The sequence below is a fragment of the Roseateles sp. GW821-FHT09G09 genome (genome assembly GCF_059415965.1).
In genome coordinates this window covers 423,216-448,446 of the sequence record NZ_JBWKOG010000003.1, presented here as the reverse complement: position 1 = coordinate 448,446, position 25,231 = coordinate 423,216, and the positions used below count along the sequence as shown (strand labels likewise).

The following is a 25,231-nucleotide window of genomic DNA, read 5'->3' as shown; positions in this document are numbered from 1 at the left end:
GTTCAATGTCAAGCGGTGATTTGGAACTGGGATGAAGATCGGCGAACTGGCGAAGCGCACTGGTTTGGCCGCTTCACGTATCCGCTTCTACGAGAAAAGCGGCCTGCTCAGCATGGTCGAACGTCGCGAGAACGGCTACCGTCAGTACGGGCCGGAAGCGCTGTGGATGTTGGAAATCATCGCTAGCGCCCAAAGCGCTGGTTTCTCGCTTGATGAGATTCGTAGCCTGCTGCCGGACTCGGAGGCAGCGTGGCAGCACGATGCATTGCTGCTGAGCCTGCAGCGCAAGGTCGCCGAAATCGAGTTGCTGCAACAACGGCTGGTGCAAAACAAGGCGCGCCTGCTCTTGGTGATCGACACCATGAAGAACCGTCCTGAGGACATCGCGTGTGCTGAGCGTCCTCAATGGGTGCTGGATCAACTTCGCGCCGCTAGCACGGACGGCGGTCAGCGCGACTGAGCCCTTCTACGATTAGGCTGAGCGCAACCGGCGGGCCTGTCCCAAAGCGACCGGCCGCTTCAGGCTGGAGGCTGTCGTTCACCAACGGCCGCTTTGCGGCGATGCGGTGCCGGGCAAAGAATCCAAGGGGCTTCGCACAGCACCGCCACCCACCTTGAGTACATGGGTGTAGATCATGGTGGTGGCAACATCAGAATGGCCGAGCAAGTCCTGAACTGTTCGGATGTCGTAGCCTGACTGCAAGAGGTGTGTCGCGAATGAATGGCGCCTATGCCGATAACGGCATAGGCGCCACACATTCGCCAGCCACTTCATGATGAACGGCGGCAACATCCTCGCCTTGCAGAAAATATTCGGCCACCAAAGTTTGACGATGACCATGCGCTACGCCCATCTTGCACCCGAGCACCTGCAAAGAGCAAAAACTCTCAGCTCCACTAACTCGACTGCAGGCAGCTTGAGGTAGCTGACTTATTAGGGTTTCGTTAGCTGCGTGATTTTCTGATCAACCAGCCGACAGATACCAAGCGTAAGGTAGCGGGTATATTCGACCAGATCAATGATCGAGCTGGGCTGTGGGACGCTTGAGGTGGTCCCAGTGTGCGCGCACTCATTTCTGATGTCATTCAGATTCTTGAGAAGGCTTGTGAGCGTGCTTGCGGAATATTTCCCCTTCAATGCCGTCGCAATGGCGTCAAAGCCACCCTTGATCTCAAGGCCCGAAAGCACGCTCTTAACTACATCCGGCGACGGGTTGCCTTGAGTCCGTGCGAACGCCTCCCATACGGGCGATTTGGTGGCGTCGAGGATCGGAGCCACTAACCGCCGCACGAATGCGGATGAATCGGCAAGAGAATTCTTCCGCTTTACTTCGCGCTTCACCAAATCTTCGAGATATCCAGCACCCTCTCGAAGATGTGTCTCCAAGAAGGCTGCACTCAATCGATTCATCCCGTACCCCTTGCTGAGCAACTCAGCAAAGTAGGCCTCGCATGTAGCGCGCAAAAATGATTCGAGAAACCCACTCAGAAGCACAACACTACCGAGCTGAATCGTATTGTGCTGAGCCAACATGCTACTGTCGCGCATAGCCTGCATAGATTCATTCTGCACCCGCACCATCAACTTCAAGATAGGTCCGGCAGATGCAGAAAACTCGGTATAGGCAGCGCGAATAGATTTACGCATCGCCTCAAGCCAACGCCGCGCTAGCAGACTGGTTTACCAAGCCGACCAGGCGAGCAACTCGCGTCGATATCGCACCCTTTCCGTTCGTTCCCGTTGTGATTGAGGCGCGAAACGCGTGGTCGGAACTAACTAGATTGGCAAGACCGTCTTTCAAGGACGTGGCGATCGCATCGTCAATCTTAGCTGGATCCAAGTATGAAAACGCGATCATCACCGCATCAGAGAGTGGAGCTGATTTCGATTTTTTGTCAGCGTCGTCGGGCCGCACAAAGGCATTCTCGGACCCGAACACTCGTTTCACGGAACTTATAGCCCGGAAAAAGGCTTGGCGATCTGGCTCAAATGTATCCGCATCTGGATTAATATCTGCCTCTTGATTCCTGCCATCGAGATAATGGCCCAGCCACCACTTAAAGCTGCGGCGAATCTTGGAGGGATCTCTGAGCGCGAAGAAGCGAAGGACCAATTCAACATCCTTCATCTGGCTATACAGCGTGTTCGACTTACGCTCTGCGGTACCTTGGGGGATCCCCCACAGTTCACGAAAGACCGACTCGTCGGACAATTTGTGAATCACGCGATTAAATTTTCCTTGAAATACCGCGTTGCGAATTTCCATCGTATTCAATGGAACCCCGCCTGTATTAAGCCGGTCAAACACATCGTATTTAACCTCCGGCGATGACTCGCGAAGCAAGAGAACTGCCGGAATAAAACGTCGCTTTATTGTAGGAGCGAGGCCTTTGTCCTCGAGGTCCGTGAACCTCAGTCCATTGAGTTCCTTCCAGACTTCCAGCTTTTCAAGCGCATAGCTACTACGCAAAAACTCATAGATAGCCGTCAACCGTTGGCGCCCGTCGAGAACAACATATTTGCCGTACCGATCTTCACCTAAAAATACAGGTGGAACAGGCACATTCATAATGATGGATTCGACAAACCTCGATTGCTTCTTGGTGTCCCAGCGATCACGACGCTGAAAATCAGGGCTGAGGCTGATCTGATCCTCCACCATCGCCTTGAGCGTTGATATTGGAAGTTCGATCTTTTGCGGATGAATCTGACGCATCTGCTTTGCATATTTCTTCTCAAGCGCGTCGTCTGCATCTAGCTCAGGTGCGTAGCTGTCGTCCTCCGCGTCTGCATCGTCGACGAAGTCGATTTTGTCGTCAGCCATTGAGAGCCTCTATGTGAATTTAAGTAGAGAAGACAAGTACATCTTCCGTATCTACATTTGAATTGCGATAAACTCTGGATTTCGGATTGGACCAAGCAATTGATGATCTGGCAGCGTGCGCTCGCAGGGATGAAAGAGCGAGCCCTCTCGCCACAAAAAACTCGGTCGCTATCCCGCTCAGATCAATTTTTACATCTTTAAAGTACGAGCTTTGAACAACCACAACTATGTGGCCATTCTGGACAACGGAGGCCAGTTGCGAAAGAGAGAGCAGCAGGTCGCTAAAGTACTTCTCGAAGTACCGCGCATAGTAGGTCGATGCAGCCTTTGTGGGGTGGTTGCGAATCGCTTCAAGCGTCTTCCCGAGAAGCGATTTCGAATCAACCCAAGAGAGATCTAAGTTGGATTTCTCAGTAACAACGGCACCCATAATCTGATGCCGCAATGCCGAAAATCCCGCCTGGTCGGCCTCACCTAACGCCAGCAGCTCGGGAATCGTTGCTACTGCATAGTCGATACGCGTGCAGTATGGCGGTGAAGTAATTGCGAGGTCAAATTTCCCCAAGCCCTTCAAGCCATAACGGGAGTCGCCAACGCTTAGGCAGGGCCACCGAAAATCGTCCGAGCGGTTGCTCGATAGCGCCACGGCAGAGGCTTCCAACCCAGCCACGCTCTTCAAAATGAGTGAGTGGAGTTCTGACCGGCCTATCCGAATTCGCTCACCCTGGTTGCGGGGCCTGCTAAACCAAGAGGGGTTCGTTCCACGCAAAGGGCGAAGCGCCTCACGCAGAACCTCAGCCAGGGCGACAAACGCTGCGCCCGAGAGAGCCAGCAGTTCGTTGTTGTCGAGGCCGGCCGCTACAGCTTGGGCGGCACCAATGAAGCTGGCCCGCAGACAGCGGAGATTTGCGGCGGACTCTGAATCAAACAAGACTGATAGCAGGTCATCGTCCTGCGCCACGCCGCCATGAGCAAAGAAGGTCGGCATGCGCTGGCTGGCAAGGCGATTACACAGTTCGAGCACAAGATCTGCCCGAGCAAGCCGCGCCCACGCTACAGGCAGCATGGCAGGATTGATGTCCACGCCGACGCTTTGAATGCCTCGCCGGGCGCAGACGCTTGTCGTAGTGCCGCTCCCGTTCCACGGGTCGAGAACGCGCGTGGCTGCAGTTGAGAACCCGTCGAGCACGTCTCGCACAAATGTGTCCGAGAACCCCGCGTAGTACTTGTACTTGACTTCTTCTTTGGCGGGTAGCTTTGGTGATCGCATCCGGTTCTATCTACAGCTTTGGCGAAAGCCTCAGAATTCTTGACGGTCAGGAGTATGCCCTGTTCACCCCGGTCCACCCTCAAGTGCCGGTTGCCTGGCGCGCTCGATCGAACGCGCGACGTTGCGCGTCAGCGCTCCGGGAAGGTACGGTCAATTGTGATGACGTCCCAATAGCCTCGGGACTTGGCGCCAAGTCCAGCGGAACGGAAGTCAGTACCCGTCGCGCGGCTTTCACCGCACTTAAGGTACTACTCGGCAGTCCGACTACTGACGCAGCATCGCTCACCATTTCGCTCTCGCTTACAGGCGCCGCCGTGATGCTTGGGCTGGCGACGGCAATTGAACTGATTGCTTCCATCGTCACTGGGAAGAAGACCAATGTTTGACAGTGCCTATGTCGTCGCTCACCTCGCCGTGAACTTCGTGCCTGGCATGCTAGGCGCACGTTGCCGCTTGGCCCAACCTTTTGCTGCAGCGGACGGCTGCACAACCCGCTGAGCGCGAACGTCGAACGACAGCTTCCGGGCCGCAAGTTCAGCAAGTCGAAGGACCGCATCCGCTGCAAAGCCGACCCCCGATATTTTGCTCAACCCCGTTGCAGATCAACGCCTAGGCACAGACACTGGCTGCCCAACTTCTGGGGGTCAGTTCAGTCTTTAATGGACACCATCGTCGTCGGCGGCAATGCGGATCTCAAGACAAGTTCGCCGGACGCTTACTCAGTGACGGCGGTCTTGCGTTCTCAAACTGCCGCACGCACCTCTGCTTGATCGTTCGTGGGCCTGCGTTTCCATATTAGCCTCAACCGGGAGCGAACAAGTCCTGCGCCGTGAAACCCTGCCAGTTAAGAGCCCCTAGTTCCGCGCACTGGGTGCTCGGGGTGGTGACCAGGCTAGCAAGCTGGCGCGCTGGGAACAGACTATTTGCCCATGACAGCCACGGGAAACTTCGGGCTTCCGCGAGTCCAAGAGATTGCAATGGACAGGCGCGCCTTGCTTCCAGCCGGTTGAAGGTGGCCCTCGTCTCGGAAGAACCCAAGGTAGGCGTCCAGAAAGCCGCGTTCGAAATCGGTGGGTACGCTCGCGCATGCGATGTCCACATGGAATGCGCCGTCGAACTTACGGTCGACCGCCTCGTCGATCTGCACGTAGGGCCCCTTGCAGGTCTCGCCCAGTAACCGGCCCAGCTCCAGCGCGGCACGGCGCACGGCTCGATTGGGATCGTCATCCTCGACCCGCACTCGGTAGCCATGCTTGCCCTTGACTGCGGATTGCGATTGCTCGACTTCGACGGCGGTGTCGGCGGCGGGCTCAAAGATGTCTGACGACAGCGGCTGGCCCGGTGCCCAGACCAGAACGGCGTTGTCGCCCAGCAGTGTCTTGCGCTTAAGCGACAAGTAATTCTGCCCAGCCAGGAAGCCGCCATGGATGGATGTGGCCCAGGCGCTGGACCAATGCAGGGTCTGCACCGCAGCGCTACTGCTTCCCACCAGTGGCACGCCTAACAGGGTGTGGCGGTCGCGTGCATGATCGTGTTCGATGGACACGTAGGCGTGCTGCGGATCGTGCCAGAGCAGCATCTGGACCTCATTAGCGTCCAGCGGGGTTTCGAAGCTGTGTAGCGGGTGAAGGGTGTCCGGCGACGAGGGGCTCCAGCGCTGCAGACCTCCGGCATCCGCCAGCAGGACGTCGCCGTTCTCCATCGGACACAGGGCGAAGATCGCGTCGGCAACGCGCAGCGCGGCGATCACCGACATCCGATCTAGATCGAACACCTGATAGACCGGCGCTTCGCCATCCGTGCGAAGAAATGCCCATAGCCCGGCGAAGTGCGCCAGATGCTGAATGCCCGCGCCTTGACCCTGTAGGGCGAAGCTGGCGATCAACTCGCCCTGCGGGCTGTGAATCTGGGCCGTCTCGTCTTCTGTGAAGACCATGGCTTGGCTGGCGAAGTGCCGCGGACCGCCGAGGTAGGGCACGGTTGCGAGGGGCTGGCCGTCCCAGTTGCGGACGATGCCGACCGGCGTTCCGTTCGAATCGTCGGCGAGCCACACGCCATAGCTCGCGGCCCCGCCCAACAGGCAGTCATCGCTGCTCCACTGCCGTCCTCCATGGTCAACGGTGGTGGGGGCATCGCCATAGGGTACGTGGGCACTGACCCCCGGCCCCTTGAACATCAGATAGGTGGGCTCAGGGGGCATCAGGCGCGCGTAGCCATTTGCCACCATGACGGAGGACTCTTCAGTTCCGATGGACAGGGCATCGCCCCGTTGTTCGAAGCTGAAGCTGCCGACGATGTTGACCAGCATGGACGGGTTCCTCCGTGTTGTTGTTCGGCTTGGCGTATTGGCGCGCCACGCATTCTGGCTTGAGTGCAGCCCAGATCTTCGGGCGACAAGATCGGAGGACGCGCTGTTCTCGCACTGTCCTGCAAGCGCGTGGCTGGAAGTTCGGACATTCAGTTGCTCTGATAATCAACCGAGCGAAATCCCTCCTCACCTGCATCGCGTGCTCGCGGAGCATTCACTTCACAGACTTATGCGAAGGTGCTTCCGCCGCCTACGGGCCTCGAGCTTTGGCTTGTTTCGCTAGTCCGACATGCTCGTCAGCTCGCCGTCAACAAGGGAGCATCGCCTAGAGACCCGAGAGGGACCAGTGCCCTCGGGGTGGCCGCCAATCAGCGGTGCGCTTTCGTGATCGACCGGACACATAGGCGGACTCGATCAGCCGTATTGCAACCGAAACTGGACATCGGCTGGGTGTGCATATACTGTATGTCCATACAGTCTTTTTGCTGCTGAACGATGTCACCCGCCGCGCCCGGGTTGGCGGGAGCGTCGCCTCTTGTCAGCCTGACCTCACCCAGTCAGAACGGAATCTCTGATGCTGAGGCAAAGGTTCATGAACCCTTGCCGGCCGCAGTGGAAGCAGCGCTGTGGCGAGGGAATCAGCTCGGAGGCTTGGTCGCTGACATAGAGCCCACGGGTTTTGCGCAGCTGGATGCCGCCTTGCCCGGTGGGGGCTGGCCTTGCGCAGCGCTAACCGAGGTGTTGGTCAGTCAATTTTCCGTTGTGGAACTCCGTCTGCTCGTGTCGATGATGGCGGCCATCACGCAGCGAGGGCGTACTGTGGCCCTGGTCGGCCCTACGCTATGGCCGCATATGCCCGGCCTTCGCCACCATGGTGTGGACGATCGCCATCTGGTCTGGGTGGATGTCGATGCCCCGAAGGATCGCTTGTGGTCGACCGAACAACTGGTGAAGGCCGGCAGCTGCGGAGCAGTCATCGCCTGGCTGCCGCTGGTGCGTGCAGAGCAGGTCCGACGGCTGCAGGTGCTCGCTGCGCGCTGCACAGGCCCAGTCTTCCTCTGCCGGCCAGAGTCGGCGGCACGGGATTCTTCTGCTGCGCCGCTGCGCGTCGTGGTGCGGGTGGAGACCGACTGGCAGATCGCCGTCCAAGTGCTCAAGCGCAAGGGCTCTCCGGTGGAGGGGCAACTCAAGTTGCCGTCCATGCCCGGCGGCTTGAACAAGATCATGACCCCGAGGCTGCGCTACCCGAGTCGCCTCGTTTCCGTCGAGCCAAGCCATGCTGTGGACAGCCCTGTTGCTGCCGCCGTGCGCCAGCCAGAACCCGTCCTCGAGCCTTCCCAGTCCTGACGCACTTCGAGCAGTGGCCGTCTGGGCGTTGCAGTTCACGCCCCGCGTCGCCGTCTCCGAAGATGCCGTCTTGATGGAGGTCGAGGCCAGCACGCGCCTATTCGGCGGCAAGCGCGCCTTGCGCGACCGTGTCGTGGCTGAAGCTGAGGAGCTTGGAGTTCTACAGGTCGCGTGGGCGGCCACCAGCTTGGGAGCGCACGCCTTGGCTCGATCGCGCATCGAGAACGGCTTCAAAAGGCCGCTTGAAGAAATGCTCGACGCCCTGCGCATGGAGTGCCTCACCGCAGTTCGACCGCATTCGACGACTCTCGCGCAGACCGGCTGCCGGACCCTGGGCGACGTTCGTGCGCTGCCACGCGGCGGCCTGAGTCGGCGGTTCGACAAGGAGCTTTTGCAGGCGCTCGACCGAGCCTATGGCCACGCGCCGGAGTTGCACGTTTGGGAGGTGCTGCCCGACACCTTTAATGCGAAGCTCGAGTTGCCTTTCCGCGTGGAGCATGCGCCAGCGCTCTTGCAAGGCGCGCGACGGCTGCTTGTACAGATGTGCGGATGGCTCGCAGCGCGCCACGCCGGCGTTACCGGTTTCACCCTGCGCTGGTGGCACGACGCCATGCGGTCGAAGGACGCAGGCGAAGGCGGTTCACTGAGCGTAGGCACTGCCGATCCGAACCGTGATGTCGAACACCTGTGCAGGCTTCTGGCAGAAAACCTGACCAAGGTCGAACTGCTGGCGCCGGCGGGCGACCTGGCGCTCATCGCCGACCAGGTCCACGACCTAGCCGGCAGCAGCGGCTCACTGCTGCCCGACACGGTGCAGGACGGAGAGTCGCTCCACCTTGTGCTCGAACGAATGGCAGCCAGGCTCGGACCGGACAAGGTGAAACGCTGCGTCACACGCGAGGACCATCGCCAGGAATGGATGGGGCACTGGCAGCCCGCGGTAGCGCCGCAGCCGCGCAAGCTCAAAGCGAGCACGCCACTGCCTCAGCCCACCTGGGTGCTGCCTGAGCCGCTGAAGTTGGCCGTACGCAAGAACCGCCCGGTGTATCAGGGCGAGTTGCAGCTCCTTGCTGGGCCGCAGTGCGTCGAGGCCGGCTGGTGGGATCGCGACGAGACGACCGACCAAGGTCGACTTGTCGTGCGTGACTATTGGCTGGCCGAGTCCAAGCACGCCGGGCTACTCTGGATCTTCCAGGCGAAGTTGGACGACGGCACTGCGTGGTTCCTTCACGGCGTGTTCGGCTGAGGGCACGCATGAGTATTGACCCAGCTTCCACGGGCACTGCCGCGATCCTTCGGGATCGTCCCGAGCATCGCCGTACTAAGCGGTCTGCACTACCGCGGTGGCGATGAAATGGCCTGGGTGCTGAGCATCGGTCATCGGCCACCGGTGGACTGTGAGTTCCCGCTGGTCATCGTCACCGGTCCCGGTTGCGAGGCTGCATTGCGGTCACTGCTGGAGCGCGGCCTGCAGCAGCGCCGGGTCTTCGCGGAGCACTGTACTGATTCCATTGAACGCGCCATCAAGCTCGTCGCAGCCAAGCGCGAGGCGTTCAAACGATGCTGCGCTGAATGGAAGCCGCCGAAGACAAACGTGGCGATCAGACCAAACGCTGCGCCAGACCCGAAAAGCTGAAACGCGCGATTCGATATGGACAGGCCCGTGACTACCTGATCCGGCTAAATGTCTGTTGGAAGGTTGGCGGGGCTTCCGTTGACAGTCGTCCTGACCGTTGCTGTGTACGGTCCGAGCGAGGCACCGGCAGTGCGGTTCGGGATGTCGAACGCGTACGCATTTCTCCCGTCAACGGCGACATGCTTGTAGGTGGCAATGACTGACCCTCTGAGCGTTCCAGAGAGTGCTTGGCGGACACGTCGATGTGCGAGACTTCATCGCCAGACAAAGGGATATTTCGATGCGTGATGTGTCTGCTCGCATGCGACTTGTAGACGGTCCGGAGTTCTGCTCCGCGTCGGACGTCAGGGTGAGCGCATACAAGGTGGTCGCCTCGGCCCCTGAGTACCTGGGCGAAGTCGGCATCGACATCGGCAAGGCGCTCCGAGGTGGCGAAAAGCTTCCGGTGGTGGTCTACCTCGACGGTGGCGCTGAGATGGTAGTTGGCGAGGCGTTCGTTTATGAGCAAACGCCGGACCGATTGCATGTCGACATCTTTCGTCACTACACCTTGGACACGGGACTGGCCGCTGGCAAGCGTAGGCTCGCTCCCAGCCTGCTGCGGCCGGCGGCTTTTGCAGCGAAAGTGGCCGCCCAGGAAGTGCTTGGCGGACACGTCGACGCGCGAGACTTCGTCGCAGACAAGAAGGATATTTCGATGCGTGATGTGCCTGCTCGCATGCGACTGGTAGGCGGTCCGGAGTTCTGTTCCGCGTCGGACGTCATGGTGAGCGCATACAAGGTGGTCGCCTCGACCCCAGAGTACCTGGGTGAAGTCGGCATCGACATCAGCAAGGCGCTCCAAGGCGGCGAGAAGCTTCCGGTAGCGGTCTACCTCGATGGTGGCGCTGAGATGGTAGTTGGCGAGGCGTTCGTTCATGAGCAAACGCCAGACCGATTGCAGGTCGGCATCTTTCGTCACTACACCTTGGACAAGGCGACTGGCCGCTGGCAAGCGTAGGCCCGCTATCAGCCTGATGCGGCCGGCGGCTTTGCAGCGATTGCCGTCATCGACGAGCAGCCACCGAGTTCACGCTGCTGGCATGAAGCGGTCGCGGCACACTTTGCCGGCTGACGGCTCAACGACCGGTATTGAGAGTGCGGCGCTCATCCGGCGCGGGTGCCCGCGGGTGCCCGAAGGCTACATCGCTGCCGGCATCAGCCCTTCGCGAAGCCGGGTGGCCAGGGGTTGCTGCGCGGTGACGACAGTATCGGGCTCGAAGGTCTGGGCGGTCCGCTAACGACAGTGGCGCAGTTCGTTGCAACGAATCGCGCGCGATTCGAGTGATCGCCGAATCGGCGTGAACGGCAATACCCAAAAAGGGTGAGGCCATTCCCCGGATCCCGCACCATCAGCGGGCAGGCGTCCTGCACGCCGCACGGTCGAACGCGGCACGTCATGCCGGCGCTTAGCCCTTGGCGAACAATTGACGCACTGCTTCGTCCGTCGTCCGACGCGGACGAGACCACGCCGTCCGGGGCGGCCGGGTCGTCGCGCGCTCCACGAGAACCGCGACCGTCCGTCCGAGCGGCGTCCTGATCAAGGAACCATGAACGCAAGCGCTGAAGCCTCTCCGCAGGAGCCCGTCGATCCCCTCCGCCATCTGATGGCCCGCGTCGCGCTGCGCGACCGGGCAGCCTTCGAACGCCTCTACCGGGCGACCTCCGCCCACCTGTTCTCGGTCTCGCTGCGCGTACTACGCGACGAAGGCCGCGCGGACGAAGTGCTGCAGGAGGCGTACGTCAGCATCTGGCAGAAAGCGGCGAGCTACCAGCCCGAGGCTGCCACGCCGATGACGTGGATGATCAACATCGTCCGCAACCGCGCCATCGACGCGCTGCGCGCCAGCCGCAAAGAGCGCGACAGCACGATCGAGTTGAACGACGAAGCCATGGACGTCGCCGCCGACGCGAGCGGCGATCCGCACGCGCTGTTCGACGAAAGTCTGGTGAAGACGCGCATCGACGAATGCATGCTCGCATTGGCGCCGGCGCAACGTCAGGCCCTGGCGCTCGCCTACTATCGCGGCATGGTGCATACCGAGATCGCCGAGAGTCTGAACGCCCCCCTGGGCACGGTGAAGAGTTGGGTCCGTCGCGGGCTTGATCAGCTCAAGTCCTGCCTGGACAACCTGGGGGGGCGCGCATGAACTATCTCCGCCCCCAACGGTTGGACGCCCTCGCCCGCGCCTATGCGCTCGGCACGCTGGCGGGCGGCGCGCGCCGCCGTTTCGAGACGCTGATGCGGGATTCGGCCGCGGTGCGCCTGTCGGCGCAGATCTGGCAGCAACGGCTGTCCTCGCTGGAAGCCGCCACGCCGCCAGTCGCGCCGCCGCTGGGCAACTGGCCCGCGATCCAGCGCCGGCTGTTCCCCGATGAGTTCGGACAGGCGGCGCGTCACGGCGCGGTGGCATCGAATAACGGCAGGAGCAAGGGCGGCGAAGGCCGCTGGTGGCACTGGCTGGTGCCGGGCGGCGGCCGCGGCGCGGCCGCCGTGTCCGGGTGGGCCGTCGCCGGCGCCTTGGCCGGTGCGCTGGCCTGCGTGGCCGTGCTGCGCAGCTCGCCGGGCTGGATGGAGAGCTTGCAGGCCGATCAGGCCACGCCCGCCAGCTACGTCGGTCTGCTGCACGACGCCAAGGGTCAGCCGACCCTGGTGGCGAATTCCCGCCGTCACGGCACGCTGATGACGGTGCGCCTGCTGCAGCCGCTGGTGGTGCCCGCCGGCCAGGTCGCGCGCCTGTGGGCCCTGCCCGACAACGGCGCGCCCATCCTGCTGGCCGCCGTGTTGCCCGCCAAGGGCACGACGCAGGCGACGCTGGCCGATACCTCGGAACGGCTGTTCAAGTCGGTGCGCCGACTGGCGGTCAGCATCGAACCCGCCGACACCGCGCCGACGGCGCCCCTCGCGCCTTTCGTCTGGGAAGGCGATTGCGTGAAGGTCTGGTGACCGGCTGAGCCTTTCCTGCCCCTCTCCCGCAGTGCGGGGAGGGGCTTCCACGAGCCAAGCGACACGACACGACGCACCTGTTCCGCGTGCGGGACAGGGAGCCGTGCCTGCGCGCTTCTTTCTCCCTCTCCCGCACTGCGGGAAAGAATTGGGGTGAGGGTCGTGGCCTGTCCGCGAGGTCAGTCCTTGCGGCGCCCTTCCCCTCCTCCCAGTTACAAATCCTTTCACCTCCGCCTGCATCCGTGCCGCGAGTGCGCCCGTAGGTCCTGGTGTCGACGATTCGGTACGACGCTCCGCGGCAAGCGGACGACGCGATCCCCACCTTCACCTCGAAAGGACTTTCCCATGAACACCAAGACCTCCTTCGCCCTGGCCATCGCCCTGAGCGCCTTCTGCATGCAGCTGACGATGGCCGCGGACATGGCCCCCGCCGCGCCAACCGCCGCCGCCGCGCGCAAGGACACCTCCCTGGACAAGGCCCGTCAGTACATCGACGCCCGCCAGTGGGATGCCGCGCTGAAGGAACTCAAGCGCGTCGACGAGCGCGCCAGCGCCGACTGGAACAACCTGATGGGCTACACGCTGCGCAAGAGCAGCACGCCCGATCTGGCCGCCTCCGAGCGCTACTACGACGCCGCGCTGAAGATCGATCCGCGCCACCGCAACGCGCTGGAGTACTCCGGCGAGCTCTACCTGATGAAGGGCGACCTGCCGAAGGCGCAGGCCCGCCTGGCCACGCTGGCGACCGAGTGTTCCGCCAAGTGCGAGCAGTACGACGAGCTGCGCGCCGCCATCGACCGTTACCAGGCCAACGGCAACAAGTACGTGGCCAAGGCCAACTGGTAAGCAGCGACCGGCGCGGCGACGAACGACGACCTCGACACGACCCCAGCACTGGACGGCAGCGATGGAACCCGCGATGCACGGCGCGACCAATGGCGCAGCAAACGGCGCGATGAATGACGCAATCGACGACTGGACCCGCCCCCTGGACGCCGACGCGCCCGCCGGCCCCAACCTCGAGTACGAGCCGGAATTCGCCGCGCTGATGGACGCGCTGCGCGGCCGCGAGGAAACGCAGTTCGCGCCGGCCGAGGCGCCGGACTGGCCGCTGGCGCGGCAGCTCGCGCAGGACCTGCTGCCGCGCACCCGCGATCTGCGGATCGCCGTGGCTTGGGGCCGCGCGAGCGTGGTCGCCGGCGGTCTGGCCGCCTTGCCCGACGCGCTCGCGCTGGTGGCCGGGCTGCTCGACCGCTGCTGGGACGGCCTGCATCCGCTGCCCGACGCGGACGACGAGGACGCCTTCGCCCGCCAGGGACCGCTGGTCGACCTGGACAACGCGCGCGGCCTGCTGGGTGACCTGCGGCACGCCCCGCTGCATCGCGACCGCCGTCTGCCGGCGCTGCGACTGCGCGACGTCGAAGTCGCGCTGGAGCGGATCCCGGCGCGCGACGGCGACGAGGTCTTCACCGCCGATCAGCTGCAACGATTCTTCGCGGACGAGGCCGGCTTGACCGCGTCGCTGCGCGCGCAGGTCGACGCGGCGCAAGGCGCGCTCGAAGCCCTGAGGCAGGTGTGGACGACGCGCTTCGGCGTCGATGTCGCGCCGCGTCTCAAGGCGGTCGGGCAGGCCGTAGCCGATCTGCGGGGGCTGCTGCCGGAGCTGCGGGAAGGAGCGCAGGACGACACCTCTGACGACGCTTCGTCGGCCGGGATGCTCGATGACGACGAGGGAATCGACGCGGCGTCGAGTCGAGAAGCTTTCGCCGTCGCGCCCGCACTGCGCGGTGGCCGCCTCGCGATCGGGTCGCGCGCCGACGCGCTCGCCGCGCTGCGGCAGATCCGCGAGTTCCTCGAACGCACCGAGCCGACCAACCCTGCCCAGCTGATGCTGCGTCGCGCCGAGCGCCTCATCGACAAGGACTTCTTCGCCCTCGTTCGCGAGATCGCCCCCGGCGGCATCGCGGACGCGGCCCGCATCCTCGGACTGGAAGAAGACGCGCTCGACGCCTCGGCGTGAGTGCCGTCCGTTTCATTTTTCCTCAGACTTTTCTGGAGACCCCATGGGAAGCAGTCAGAAATTCATCGGCCGCAATCGCGCGCCGCGTGTGCAGATCGAATACGACGTCGAGCTCTACGGCGCCGAGAAGAAGGTCCAGTTGCCCTTCGTCATGGGCGTGCTGTCCGACCTGGCCGGCAAGCCCGAGGAACCGCTGCCGCCCGTCGCGGAGCGCCGCTTCCTCGAAGTCGACATCGACAACTTCGACCAGCGCATGAAGGCGATGAAGCCGCGCGCCGCCTTCGCCGTGCCCAACACGCTGACCGGCGACGGCCTGCTGCCGGTGGACCTGACCTTCGAGAGCATGGACGACTTCTCGCCCGCGGCCGTGGCCGCGCGCGTCGAAGGCCTGCGCCCGCTGCTCGAGGCGCGCCGCCATCTCAGCAACCTGCTGACCTACATGGACGGCAAGGAAGGCGCCGAGGCGCTCATCGCCCGCGTGCTGCGCGACCCCGCGCTGCTGCAGACATTGGCCGACACGCCCAAGAAGGAAGCATGATGGACGCGTCACTATCCGCCGTTCCGGCCGCCGGCCCCGCCGGCCTCGCAGGCATCACCCACGAGGGCAGCGACTTCGCCGCGCTGCTCGACAAGGCCTTCAAGCCCAAGTCCGACGAGGCCCGCCTGCAGATGGAGGGCGCCGTGCGCACCCTCGCGCAGCACGCGCTGGCGCAGGTCGCGCTGATCGGCAACGACACGGTCACCAGCATTGAGTCGCTGATCGGCGCGCTCGACCGCAAGCTCTCGGAACAGGTCAACCTGATCCTGCACCACGAGGACTTCCAGCGCCTGGAATCCGCCTGGCGCGGCCTGCAGTACCTGGTCACCAACACCGAGACCGACGAGCAGCTCAAGATCCGCGTCATGCCCGTGGCCAAGCAGGAACTCGGCCGCCTGCTCAAGCGCTACAAGGGCACGGCCTGGGACCAGTCGCCGCTGTTCAAGAAAATCTACGAGGAAGAGTACGGCCAGTTCGGCGGCGAGCCCTTCGGCGCGCTGGTCGGCGACTACCACTTCGACCACTCGCCGATGGACGTCGAGCTGCTGGGCGAGATGTCCAAGATCGCCGCCGCCGCGCACGCGCCCTTCATCGCCGCCGCCTCGCCGGCCGTGATGCAAATGGAATCGTGGCGCGAGCTCGCCAACCCGCGCGACCTGACCAAGATCTTCACCACGCCGGAGTACGCCGCCTGGCGCTCGCTGCGTGAGAGCGAGGACGCGCGCTACCTGGCGCTGTGCATGCCGCGCTTCCTCGGCCGCCTGCCCTACGGCCCGCGCACCAACCCGATCGACGAGTTCGACTTCGAGGAAGACACCGGCGGCGAGCACCAGGACACCTACACCTGGTGCAACGCTGCCTACGCGATGGCGGTCAACATCAACCGCGCGTTCAAGCTGCACGGCTGGTGCTCGCAGATCCGCGGCATCGAGTCCGGCGGCGCCGTCGAGAACCTGCCCACCCACAGCTTCCCGACCGACGACGGCGGCGTGGACATGAAGTGCCCGACCGAGATCGCCATCTCCGACCGCCGCGAGGCCGAGCTCTCGCGCAACGGCTTCATGGCGATGGTGCACCGCAAGAACTCCGACGTCGCGGCCTTCATCGGCGGCCAGTCGCTGCAGAAGCCCGCGGAGTACGACGATCCCGACGCCACGGCCAACGCCGCCCTCGCCGCGCGCCTGCCCTACCTCTTCGCGTGCAACCGCTTCGCCCATTACCTGAAGTGCATGGTGCGCGACAAGGTCGGCTCCTTCAAGACGCGCGAGGCGATGGAGCGCTGGCTCAACGACTGGATCCTGCGCTACGTCGACGGCGATCCGGACAACAGCACGGAGCAGACCAAGGCCGAGCGTCCGCTGGCCGCGGCCGAGGTCGTGCTGGAGGACATCGAGGACGCGCCCGGCTACTACCAGGCCAAGTTCTACCTCAAGCCGCATTACCAGCTCGAAGGCCTGTCCATCTCGCTGCGGCTGGTGTCGCGCCTGCCGTCCGAGCGCTCGTAAGCGTCCGTCCCCTTGTTCATCGGTCCCCGCTCGCGCGGGGCCTTCCCGGCGCTCGTCCCTACGACGCCGATTTCCGGAGTGATCCATGCCAGGAAACGCATTCATCAAGTTCGAGAAGACCGACGGCGGCAACGCCCCCGGCGAGTCGCAACAGCTCAGCCACCTCGGCACCGCCGGGTGGATCGAGATCAGCGACTGGAGCTGGGACGTCGACGCCGAGGCCAGCCACCTCAAGGGCACCGGCGCCGCCGTGGGCAAGCCCAACCCGGGCACGCTGAGCTTCTCGCACTACTACGACAAGTCTTCGCCGGTGCTGCTGCAGTACATCGTCAAGGGCACCCACTTCAAGACCGCCACCATCGACCTGCTCAAGCAGACGGGCAAGGACGAGCCCGAGCTGTACTTCCAGCTTGTCGCCAAGGACGTCTTCATCACGAAGGTGGGCAGCAAGGGCGGCGAAGACGGCGCAGTGACGCAGGACATCGAGTTCGTCTTCAAGCAGCTGGCGGTTGGCTACAAGCGCCAGAAGAACGACGGCAAGCTCGACAGCGCCCTCTTCTTCCGCTGGAACATCGCCGAGATGACCCAGACGACCCCCGAGATCAAGCTGACCATCAAGTAAGGACCTCCCATGGCAGGCAATAGCTTCATCAACTTCGGCAAGGCCGACGTGCCGCAAGGCGAATCGCTGCAGAAGGGCCACCACGGCGACGACGGCTGGATCGAGATCTCGGACTGGAGCTGGGACGTCGAGGCCGATCACAGCGTCACCAAAGGCACCGGCGCGGCCGTCGGCAAGCCACAGCCCGGCACGCTGTCGATCACGCACTACTTCGACACGTCCTCGACCGCGATCCTTTCCAAGATCGTCGCGGGCAAGCACTTCCCGACGATCACGATCGAGATGCTCAAGACCACCGGCAACCTCGACGGCCCGCAGACCTACTTCCAGGTCAAGGTCACCGAGGCCTACGTCACCAAGGTCGCGACCAAGGGCGCCGAGGACGGCTCGCTGAACCAGGATGTGGAGTTCGTCTTCAAGGAGATCTTCATCGGCTACAAGCCGCAGAAGAACGACGGCAAGCTCGACACCACCACCGGTTTCGAGTGGAGCGTGAAGGACATGAAGACCACCACGGCCATCTCCGGCAAGCTGGCCTGAAGGAGCGTCTGCCATGTCCCTGCCCGTCGCCTTCCTCGACTTCGCCTGCCTGGGCCGGCCCGCGCTCGGGGAGAGCCGCGTGCAGGGCTTCGAGGATCAGATCGTACTGCACGCGCTGGCCTGGTCGGCCAGCGCGGTGCACCTGGCCTCGCGCGGCCGGCGCGAACGCACCGAGCTGCGACCCGGCCACGTGACGGTGTCCAAGTACCTGGACCGCAGCAGCCTGCTGCTGTACCGCTGCGCCAACGAGACGCGCCGCTACGACCGCGCCCGCATCACCGTCATCGATCCCGCGCTCTCCGGTACGGGCAGCGCCGGCAAGCCGCCGGTCGCGATGCTGACGATGGAGCTGCAAGACGGCACGCTGACGCACATCGCCACGCGCACCCAGGACAGCACCCACGCCAAGCCCATCGTGGAGGAGCTGACGCTGTCCTTCAAGGACCTGCGCCTGCGCTACTACCCGCTGGACGCGTCCACGTTGCGCCGCCCCACCCCCAACACCGTCGAGCTGCGCAGCAGCCGATACGACTAAAACGACTGACACGACCGAGGAGCCCGGCATGACGCAACGCGCGCGCCTGTACATGTCCGCCGTCGGCGACGGCGGGCCCATCGCGGGCGAGTCCCGCGTGCCCGCGATGAAGGACTGGATCGAGCTGGAGGACTGGCAGTGGGCGCTGGACGCCGACGGCGCCGCCGGCCGCCAGCCCGAGCCCTCGGTGCTGTCCTTCACCAAGCGCATGGACCGCGCCAGCGCCGCCCTGCTCTCGGCGATGGACCGCGGCATGCCGATGACGGTCACGCTGTGCATGGAGGACGCGGCCCAGGAGCTGCTGAGCCTGTCGATCAAGCTGCGCCGGGCGCGGGTGACGCGCTATGCGCTCGAGCTGCGGGACGAGGACGCCGCCGTCAGCCTCGTGGAGTCCTGGGAACTGGACTACCGCGAGGCGGAGTTCCTGTACCGCGAGGACAGGCGCTCCGGCGTCACCACGACCACGGTGACGCGCATGGCGGGGGCGTCGACGGCGTCGCCCGCGGCGCAGCAATCGGCGGCGGCAGCCGGCGCGGAGGCGGCGCGCCAGGGCGGCGCGTCTTCGCCCGCCGCCGGCGGCGCGGCGGCATCGGATCCCTCGCGACCCTCGCGCGAGTTCGCGCTGCGCGACCTGGAGACCGTGTGGTCCGACATGGTGGCCAACCGCGCGCCGGCCGGCCCGCAGGGGCTGCAGCGATGAGCGCGCCCGCCGCCGGCGATCGGCTGAAGCCCTCGCTGCTCGACCGGCTCATCGGCACGGCGGTGATCAGCCGCCGCGAACTCCGCGAATCGGTCGCCCGCGACCTGATCTGGCTGCTCAACGCCACCCGGCTCGAACGACCGGCCCACGACGATCCCTGGAGCGAGGGCGACGATTCGCTGCGCACGCCATGGACCGACGCGCCGCTGGCCCGCGCGTCGGTCCTCAACTTCGGGCTGCCGGCGATGACGGGCCGCGCGCAGTCGTCGCTGGACAGACGTCGACTCCAGCGGGAGCTGGTGGACGCGATCCGCCGATTCGAGCCTCGCCTCCTGCCGGAGTTCCTGGAGGTCTCGATCGATGACGGCCGCAACGACTCGGGCATCGGCGCGGGGGGCGGAGCAGGCGTCGGTGACATCGCCTCGCGCGGCGCGCATCGGCCGCTGCGTCTGGTGATCCAGGGCCGGCTGCGCCACGACCCGGTGCCGCTGACGCTGTGGATGGCGGCGGAGCTGGACCTGGCCACCGGCCAAGCGCGGCTGCGCGATCTGCGCGGCTGAGGCGGCCGACGAGGACCCTCCAGGAGACCCACGTGCATCCCCAACTGCTGCAGTACTACAACCAGGAGCTGCGCTACCTGCGCGACCTCGGCCAGGAGTTCGCCGAGGCGCATCCCAAGGTCGCCGGCCAACTGGGCCTGGGCGCCGCCGCCCAGGATCCCTACATCGAGCGCCTGCTGGAAGGCAGCGCCTTCCTGGCCGCGCGCGTCCAGCTCAAGCTCGACGCCGAATTCCCGCGCCTGTCCCACCGCCTGCTGGACATGGTCTATCCGGGCTTCAACGCGCCGCTGCCGGCGATGCTGGTCGCCCGCATGCAACCGGCGCCCGACCCGCAGCTGCTGGCCGGTCACCGCCTGCCGCGCGGCTCGGCGCTGCACGGCGCGGCGCCCGCGCTGACCGGCACGCGCTGCGAGTTCCGCACCGCGCAGGACACCGTGCTCACGCCGGTGTCGGTCGCCGAGGCGCGGCTGGTCCGCGAGCACGCCGCGCTGGAGGCCCTCGGCGGCCTGCCCGGAGAACGCCCTCGCGCCGCGCTCGTGCTCAGCCTGCGGCTGCCGGACGGTCAACGCTTCGATCAACTCGGCGTCGACCGTCTGCGCTTCTTCCTGACCGGCGCGCCCGACGTCGCGGCCTCGCTGGTGGAACTGACGCTGTCGCGCTGCGTCGCCGTGCTGGCGGGCGCGTCCGGGCGCGTGCAGCGCCTGCCGACGTCCTCCGTCGTCCCCGTCGGTTATGCCGACGACGAGGCCCTGCTGCCGGCGCCGCCGCGCGGCTTCGGCGGTCTGCGCCTCCTGCAGGAGACGCTGGCCTTCCCCGAGCGCTTCCAGTTCTTCGAGGTGGACGCGCTGTCGACGGCGTTCTCGCGCACGGCGGGATCCTCGATGGAGCTGGTCCTCGCGCTGACGCAGGCCGACGACGCGTCCCTGGGCGACGTGTCCGCCGCGAACGTGCTGACCAACTGCGTTCCGGCGATCAACCTTTTCCCCTGCCGCGCCGACCGGCTGCTGCCGGGGCCCGACCGGCACGAGTTCCACATCGTCGTCGACCGCAGCCGGCCGCTGGACCACGAGGTCTACGCGGTCACCGGCATGACGGCCCACGACGCGGACGGCGGATCGCGACGCTTCGAACCGCTGCACGGCACCGCGCGCACGGGGTCGGGGCCGGTCCGGCGCGTCTACTCGATGCGCCGCGAGCCGCGCCGGCCCAGCGAGCGGGTGCGGCGGGAAGGCGCGCGATCGTCGTACGCGGGCACGGAGGTCTTCCTCTCGTGGTCCGACGGCTGGGAGGCCGAGGCCGGCAGCGAGCTCCGCGGCGAGGTCGACGGCACGGCCGGCGCCTCGGCATCCACGGCTTCCTCGGCATCGGCGGTGTCCTCCGCCTCCTCCGCCTCCGCCATCGCCGTTCAACCCTTGCCGGACCAGGTGGCGCTGGACGTGCTCTGCACCAACCGCGACCTGCCGCTGTTCCTGCGCGGCGGCAACGCGCCGCTGACGCTGGACGCGGGCATCGCGCTCACCGACGTGCGCGCCGTGGCCGGGCCTTCGCGCCCCCTGCCGGCACCGGCGGAGAGTTCGGCCGCGTGGCGGCTGCTGAACCTGCTGTCCTTGAACTACCTGTCGCTGATCGACGCCGGCGCCGACGCGTTGCGCGAACTGTTGTCGCAGTTGCCGCAGGCCGGCGACGCCGACGTGAGCCGCCAGATCGGCGCGCTCACCGGGCTGAGCGCCGCCGTCGTGCACCGCCGCCATCCGGCGCCGGGCCCCATCGCGTACGCACGCGGCGTGGAGATCTCGATCACCCTGGACGAGCAGCGGCTGGGGGCCGGCAGCGGCCACAGCGCCTACCTGCTCGGGGCCGCGCTGCACCACTTCCTGTCGCGGCATGTCTCGCTGAACAGCTTCGTCGAGACGGTGCTGCTGTCGACGACGCGCGGCGAGATCGGCCGCTGGGCGCCGCGCGCCGGCGCGCGTCCGCTGCTGTGAGGGGACTGTCATGACGAACGCCGCCACAGCAGCCACGGCAGCGACCGCCGCGTCCTTGCCGGACTGGCTGCTCGATGCCGTCGCCCATCCGAAGCGGCAGGACCTCTTCGCGCTGCTGAGGCGTTGGGAATCGGCCCATCCGTCGCTGCCGCGGCTGGGCGAGGCCGCCCGCCCCGCGCAGGAGCCGATGCGCGTCGGCCAGCCGGCGGAGCTGGACTTCGCCCCCTCGCCGGTGCAGGCGGTGACGGTGCAAGACCCGACCCCGCGCGTGCGGCAACGCGTGTTCGGCCTGACCGGGCCCAACGGTCCGCTGCCGCTGCACCTCACCGAGCTGGCCCGCGAGCGCGAGCGCCATCACGGCGATCCGGCGATGCAGGACTTCCTGGATCTGCTGACGCACCGCTTCGCGCTGCTGTTCCATCGTGCCTGGGCGCAGGCCCAGCCGGTGCAGGCGATGGACCGCCCCGACGACGCCGGCCAGGGCGGGCGCCTGGGCGCGCTGGCCGGCCTGGGTCTGCCGGCATTGCGCGAGCGCGACGCGCTCGGCGACGCACCGAAGCTCGCCTTCCTGGGACGCCTGTCGCGGCAGGTGCACGACGCGGACGGCCTCGCGGCCTGGTGCGGCGAAGCCTTCGACGTGCCCGCGCGCGTCGAACCGTGGACCGGTCACTGGCTGCCGCTGGCGCCCGAGCTGCGCGCCCGCGCCGGCGGCCTGCCGGCCCGCGCGGGCGAGCAGGTCGGCCTCGGCCAGGGGCTGGCGTTAGGCGCCGCCACCTGGGACGTGCAGCACAAGTTCCGCGTGGTGCTCGGTCCGATGGGCTGGGATCGCTATCGCGAGTTGCTGCCGGATGGCGACGCCCTGCCCCGCCTGCGCGCGCTGGTGCGGCAGTGGGTCGGGCTGGAGCTCGACTGGGACCTGCGCCTGGTGCTCGACCGCCGAGAGCTGCCGCCGCCCCGCATCGGTGCGGACGCGCCCGCCGCGCTGGGCCGAGGCCTGTGGATAGGCACGGTCCCGCGCGAGCGCGACGGCGACGACCTGCTGCTGCCCGCCGAGGCCGGCGCCACCCTGTAACCGCTGCTTGCATCTGCGCCTGCATCCGGATCGCCCCCCGCTTCCGTATCTCCTTCAACGACCCATGACTTCCACGGCGTCGATCCCGACGACGACTTCCGCATGACCACGATCCGCCGCGCCGACCTGTTCGGCAAGCTTCATCCGCTCCCCTACGGCGCCATCGAGAGCGCGACCGTGCTGTGCAAGATGCGCGGCAATCCCTACGTCGAGCTGTCGCACTGGTTCGCGCAGCTGATCCCCGACGCGCGCAGCGACCTCGCCGTCATCCTCCACCACTACGGCATCGACGCCGCGCAGCTCGCGCGCGACGTCACCCAGGCCATGGACCGGCTGCCGCGCGGATCGACCGCCGTGTCCGACTTCTCCGAGCACATCGAGGCCGCCATCGAGCGCGGCTGGGTGCAGGCCTCGCTGCGCTTCGGCCAGGACCGCGTGCGCACCGGCGCGCTGCTGCTGGGCCTACTCGAATCCAACACCTTGCGCCACGCGCTGCTGGCCGTGTCGCGCCAGTTCGAGCGCATCCGTGCCGACGACCTGGCGGAGCGCCTGCCCGCGCTGTGCCGGCGCACCGGCGAGGCGCCCGCGCAGGACGCGGCATCCGGCGCCGGCACGGACGCGGCGTCGGCGGGAATGACTGCCGGGACGACCTCGGGCGGGACCGATGCGGCCACCGCCCTGATGGGCCGTCGTCAGGCCATCGCCGCCTACTGCGTGGACCTGACGGCCAAGGCTCGCGCGGGCGAGCTCGATCCCGTCACCGGTCGCGACGACGAGATCCGCCAGCTGGTCGACATCCTGATGCGTCGCCGCCAGAACAACCCGCTGCTGGCCGGCGAGGCCGGCGTGGGCAAGACCGCCGTGGTCGAGGGCCTGGCGCAGCGCATCGTGTCGGGCGACGTGCCGCCGGCGCTGCGCGACATCGAGCTGCTGGGGCTGGACCTCAGCCTGCTGCAGGCCGGCGCCGCGATGAAGGGCGAATTCGAGCAGCGCCTCCGGGCGCTCATCGACGAGGTGCAGGCCTCCGAGCGCCCAGTGGTGCTCTTCATCGACGAGGTGCACACGCTGATCGGCGCGGGCGGCACGGCCGGCACCGGCGACGCGGCCAACCTGCTCAAGCCGGCGCTGGCGCGCGGCCAGCTGCGCACCATCGGCGCCACGACCTGGGCCGAGTACAAGCGCTTCATCGAACCCGACCCGGCGCTGACGCGCCGCTTCCAGGCCGTCACCGTGGCCGAGCCGGACACCGGCACCGCGCTGGCCATGCTGCGCGGCCTGGTGGCCGGGCTGGAGGCGCATCACCGCGTCGAGCTGACCGACGAGGCGCTGCAGGCGGCGGTGCGGCTGTCGCAGCGCTACATCCCCGCGCGGCAACTGCCCGACAAGGCGGTCGCGCTGCTGGACACGGCCTGCGCGCGCGTCGCGATCAGCCAGCACGCGACGCCGGCGGCCGTCGAGGACGCGCGACGCCGCCTGGAGGCCATGGCCCTGGAGACCGACATCCTGGAGCGCGAAGCCGCTCTGGGCGGCGAGGTCGTCGAGCGCCTCGAAGCACTCGCCCGACGGCGCGAGGAGATCTCGTCCGAACTCATGTCGCTGAGCATGCGCTGGGACGAGGAACGCGTGGCCGTCACCCGCCTGCTCGCGATGCGCGAGGACCTGAGGTCCCCGTCGCGCAGCCCCGAGGCGATCGCCGATCTGCGCCAGGCGCAGGCCGCGCTGTCCACGCTGCAGGGCGAGTCGCCGCTGGTGCTGCCGGTGGTGGACGCGCAGGCGGTGGCGGCGGTCGTGGCCGCGTGGACCGGCGTGCCGGTCGGGCGCATGGTCGCTGACGAGCGCGACGGCGTGCTGCGCCTGGGCGAGACCCTGGGCAGCCGCGTGCTCGGCCAGCAGCCGGCGCTGGACATGATCGCGCGCCGCCTGCAGACCGCGCGAGCCGGCCTGCAGGACCCGGACAAGCCGCTGGGCGTCTTCCTGCTGTGCGGCACCTCCGGTGTGGGCAAGACCGAGACGGCGCTCGCGCTGGCCGAGGCGATGTACGGCGGCGAGCACAACGTCATCACCATCAACATGAGCGAGTTCCAGGAGGCGCACACCGTCTCCACGCTCAAGGGCGCGCCGCCCGGCTACGTCGGCTACGGCCAGGGCGGCGTGCTGACCGAAGCGGTGCGCCGCCGGCCGTATTCGATCGTGCTGCTCGACGAGATCGAGAAGGCCCACCCCGACGTGCACGAGCTGTTCTTCCAGGTCTTCGACAAGGGCCGGATGGAGGACGGCGAGGGCCGGTCCGTCGACTTCCGCAACACGGTGATCCTGCTGACCTCCAACGTCGGCAGCGAGCTGCTCATGCGCCTGTGCGCGGACGAGGCGCTCACGCCCGAGCCCGACGCGCTGGCGCAGGCGCTGCAGGCGCCGCTGCTGCGCGTGTTCCCGGCGGCCCTGCTGGGCCGCATGGTGACGGTGCCCTACCGCCCGCTGTCGCCCGAGCTGATGGGGCGCATCGCCCGCCAGCGGCTGGCGCGCATCCAGCACCGCGTGATGGAGCGCCACGGCGTGGCGGTGAACTTCGATCCCGACTTCGTCGCGGCGCTGATGGCGCGCTGCGACCAGCCGGAATCGGGCGGCCGCGTCATCGACCGGGTGATCTCCGACACCGTACTGCCGCGCATCTCGCTGGAACTGCTGAGCCGGCTCGCGGACGGCGCGACGTCGACGCCTCCGCTGAGCGCGATCCGCGTGGGCGCCGCCCAGGGCGCCTTCACCTACGCCTTCGACTGAGGAG

25 protein-coding genes and 1 pseudogene are annotated in these 25,231 nt (G+C 66.3%); 21 read left to right on the top strand and 5 right to left on the bottom strand.

The window, feature by feature from the left end:
• The first annotated feature begins 31 nt into the window (after positions 1-31).
• Positions 32-460 carry a MerR family transcriptional regulator gene (locus AC07O8_RS10485; RefSeq protein WP_495047948.1) on the top strand — a complete coding sequence of 143 codons (429 nt, stop codon included), beginning with the start codon at positions 32-34 and terminating at the stop codon, positions 458-460.
• A 78-nt stretch (positions 461-538) separates the two neighbouring features.
• Here AC07O8_RS10485 and AC07O8_RS10480 read toward each other — a convergent pair.
• Positions 539-730 (bottom strand): annotated as a pseudogene (locus AC07O8_RS10480) (tyrosine-type recombinase/integrase); the annotation flags it as partial.
• A 43-nt stretch (positions 731-773) separates the two neighbouring features.
• On the opposite strand from AC07O8_RS10480, the gene AC07O8_RS10475 reads away from it, so the two are divergent.
• Positions 774-926, top strand: coding sequence for a hypothetical protein (locus tag AC07O8_RS10475; RefSeq protein WP_495047947.1), 153 nt, complete (start codon positions 774-776; stop codon positions 924-926).
• 8 nt (positions 927-934) lie between these two features.
• On the opposite strand, the gene AC07O8_RS10470 is transcribed toward AC07O8_RS10475, so the two are convergent.
• From AC07O8_RS10470 to AC07O8_RS10460, 3 genes are read right to left on the bottom strand one after another with little or no spacing between them, the layout of a single operon-like run.
• The gene (locus AC07O8_RS10470) at positions 935-1,648 is read right to left on the bottom strand and encodes a HEPN domain-containing protein (RefSeq protein WP_495047946.1); all 714 of its coding nucleotides are present in this window, start codon (positions 1,646-1,648) and stop codon (positions 935-937) included.
• 4 nt (positions 1,649-1,652) lie between these two features.
• Positions 1,653-2,825: a GmrSD restriction endonuclease domain-containing protein gene (locus AC07O8_RS10465; RefSeq protein ID WP_495047945.1), complete on the bottom strand. Its 1,173-nt coding sequence runs from the start codon at positions 2,823-2,825 to the stop codon at positions 1,653-1,655.
• Positions 2,826-2,844: 19 nt separating this feature from the next.
• Positions 2,845-3,909, bottom strand: a complete 1,065-nt coding sequence (locus AC07O8_RS10460) for a hypothetical protein (protein WP_495047944.1) — start codon at positions 3,907-3,909, stop codon at positions 2,845-2,847.
• Positions 3,910-4,082: 173 nt separating this feature from the next.
• Here AC07O8_RS10460 and AC07O8_RS10455 point away from each other — a divergent pair, with 173 nt between their 5' ends.
• Positions 4,083-4,481 (top strand): hypothetical protein, encoded by a 399-nt coding sequence (locus tag AC07O8_RS10455; RefSeq protein ID WP_495047943.1) that lies wholly within the window; start codon positions 4,083-4,085, stop codon positions 4,479-4,481.
• Between the two features lie 533 nt (positions 4,482-5,014).
• Here AC07O8_RS10455 and AC07O8_RS10450 read toward each other — a convergent pair.
• The gene (locus AC07O8_RS10450) at positions 5,015-6,403 is read right to left on the bottom strand and encodes a hypothetical protein (protein ID WP_495047942.1); all 1,389 of its coding nucleotides are present in this window, start codon (positions 6,401-6,403) and stop codon (positions 5,015-5,017) included.
• A 612-nt stretch (positions 6,404-7,015) separates the two neighbouring features.
• On the opposite strand from AC07O8_RS10450, the gene imuA reads away from it, so the two are divergent.
• From imuA to tssH, 18 genes are all read left to right on the top strand, one after another.
• Positions 7,016-7,750: a translesion DNA synthesis-associated protein ImuA gene (gene imuA, locus AC07O8_RS10445; protein WP_495048133.1), complete on the top strand. Its 735-nt coding sequence runs from the start codon at positions 7,016-7,018 to the stop codon at positions 7,748-7,750.
• Positions 7,680-8,996, top strand: coding sequence for a Y-family DNA polymerase (locus AC07O8_RS10440; protein WP_495047941.1), 1,317 nt, complete (start codon positions 7,680-7,682; stop codon positions 8,994-8,996). Before imuA ends, AC07O8_RS10440 begins: the two co-directional genes overlap by 71 nt.
• A gap of 108 nt (positions 8,997-9,104) precedes the next feature.
• Positions 9,105-9,386: a hypothetical protein gene (locus AC07O8_RS10435; RefSeq protein WP_495047940.1), complete on the top strand. Its 282-nt coding sequence runs from the start codon at positions 9,105-9,107 to the stop codon at positions 9,384-9,386.
• A gap of 349 nt (positions 9,387-9,735) precedes the next feature.
• Complete coding sequence (locus AC07O8_RS10430) at positions 9,736-10,386, top strand: hypothetical protein (RefSeq protein ID WP_495047939.1); 651 nt, start codon at positions 9,736-9,738, stop codon at positions 10,384-10,386.
• A gap of 646 nt (positions 10,387-11,032) precedes the next feature.
• Positions 11,033-11,575: a sigma-70 family RNA polymerase sigma factor gene (locus AC07O8_RS10425; protein ID WP_495047938.1), complete on the top strand. Its 543-nt coding sequence runs from the start codon at positions 11,033-11,035 to the stop codon at positions 11,573-11,575.
• Entirely contained in the window at positions 11,572-12,372 is an 801-nt protein-coding gene (locus tag AC07O8_RS10420) for an anti-sigma factor (protein WP_495047937.1), read from the top strand. The genes AC07O8_RS10425 and AC07O8_RS10420 overlap by 4 nt, the downstream gene beginning before the upstream one ends.
• Positions 12,373-12,717: 345 nt before the next feature.
• Complete coding sequence (locus AC07O8_RS10415) at positions 12,718-13,218, top strand: tetratricopeptide repeat protein (RefSeq protein ID WP_495047936.1); 501 nt, start codon at positions 12,718-12,720, stop codon at positions 13,216-13,218.
• Between the two features lie 109 nt (positions 13,219-13,327).
• Positions 13,328-14,392 carry a type VI secretion system protein TssA gene (gene tssA, locus AC07O8_RS10410; RefSeq protein WP_495047935.1) on the top strand — a complete coding sequence of 355 codons (1,065 nt, stop codon included), beginning with the start codon at positions 13,328-13,330 and terminating at the stop codon, positions 14,390-14,392.
• Positions 14,393-14,435: 43 nt separating this feature from the next.
• Entirely contained in the window at positions 14,436-14,930 is a 495-nt protein-coding gene (tssB, locus tag AC07O8_RS10405) for a type VI secretion system contractile sheath small subunit (protein WP_495047934.1), read from the top strand.
• Entirely contained in the window at positions 14,927-16,435 is a 1,509-nt protein-coding gene (tssC, locus tag AC07O8_RS10400; RefSeq protein WP_495047933.1) for a type VI secretion system contractile sheath large subunit, read from the top strand. The genes tssB and tssC overlap by 4 nt, the downstream gene beginning before the upstream one ends.
• Before the next feature lie 85 nt (positions 16,436-16,520).
• Positions 16,521-17,057, top strand: a complete 537-nt coding sequence (locus AC07O8_RS10395) for an Hcp family type VI secretion system effector (RefSeq protein ID WP_495047932.1) — start codon at positions 16,521-16,523, stop codon at positions 17,055-17,057.
• Positions 17,058-17,066: 9 nt separating this feature from the next.
• Complete coding sequence (locus AC07O8_RS10390) at positions 17,067-17,597, top strand: Hcp family type VI secretion system effector (protein WP_495047931.1); 531 nt, start codon at positions 17,067-17,069, stop codon at positions 17,595-17,597.
• Positions 17,598-17,610: 13 nt separating this feature from the next.
• Positions 17,611-18,132 carry a type VI secretion system tube protein Hcp gene (locus AC07O8_RS10385; RefSeq protein WP_495047930.1) on the top strand — a complete coding sequence of 174 codons (522 nt, stop codon included), beginning with the start codon at positions 17,611-17,613 and terminating at the stop codon, positions 18,130-18,132.
• Positions 18,133-18,160: 28 nt separating this feature from the next.
• On the top strand, positions 18,161-18,832 hold the full coding sequence (locus AC07O8_RS10380; protein ID WP_495047929.1) for a type VI secretion system tube protein Hcp: 672 nt from the start codon (positions 18,161-18,163) through the stop codon (positions 18,830-18,832).
• Positions 18,829-19,392, top strand: a complete 564-nt coding sequence (locus AC07O8_RS10375) for a type VI secretion system baseplate subunit TssE (protein ID WP_495047928.1) — start codon at positions 18,829-18,831, stop codon at positions 19,390-19,392. Before AC07O8_RS10380 ends, AC07O8_RS10375 begins: the two co-directional genes overlap by 4 nt.
• Positions 19,393-19,424: 32 nt before the next feature.
• A complete protein-coding gene (gene tssF, locus AC07O8_RS10370) occupies positions 19,425-21,377 on the top strand; it encodes a type VI secretion system baseplate subunit TssF (RefSeq protein ID WP_495047927.1) in 1,953 nt (650 codons plus the stop codon).
• Positions 21,378-21,387: 10 nt separating this feature from the next.
• Entirely contained in the window at positions 21,388-22,449 is a 1,062-nt protein-coding gene (gene tssG / locus AC07O8_RS10365) for a type VI secretion system baseplate subunit TssG (RefSeq protein ID WP_495047926.1), read from the top strand.
• A gap of 102 nt (positions 22,450-22,551) precedes the next feature.
• Positions 22,552-25,227: a type VI secretion system ATPase TssH gene (gene tssH / locus AC07O8_RS10360; protein WP_495047925.1), complete on the top strand. Its 2,676-nt coding sequence runs from the start codon at positions 22,552-22,554 to the stop codon at positions 25,225-25,227.
• Positions 25,228-25,231 lie beyond the last annotated feature (4 nt).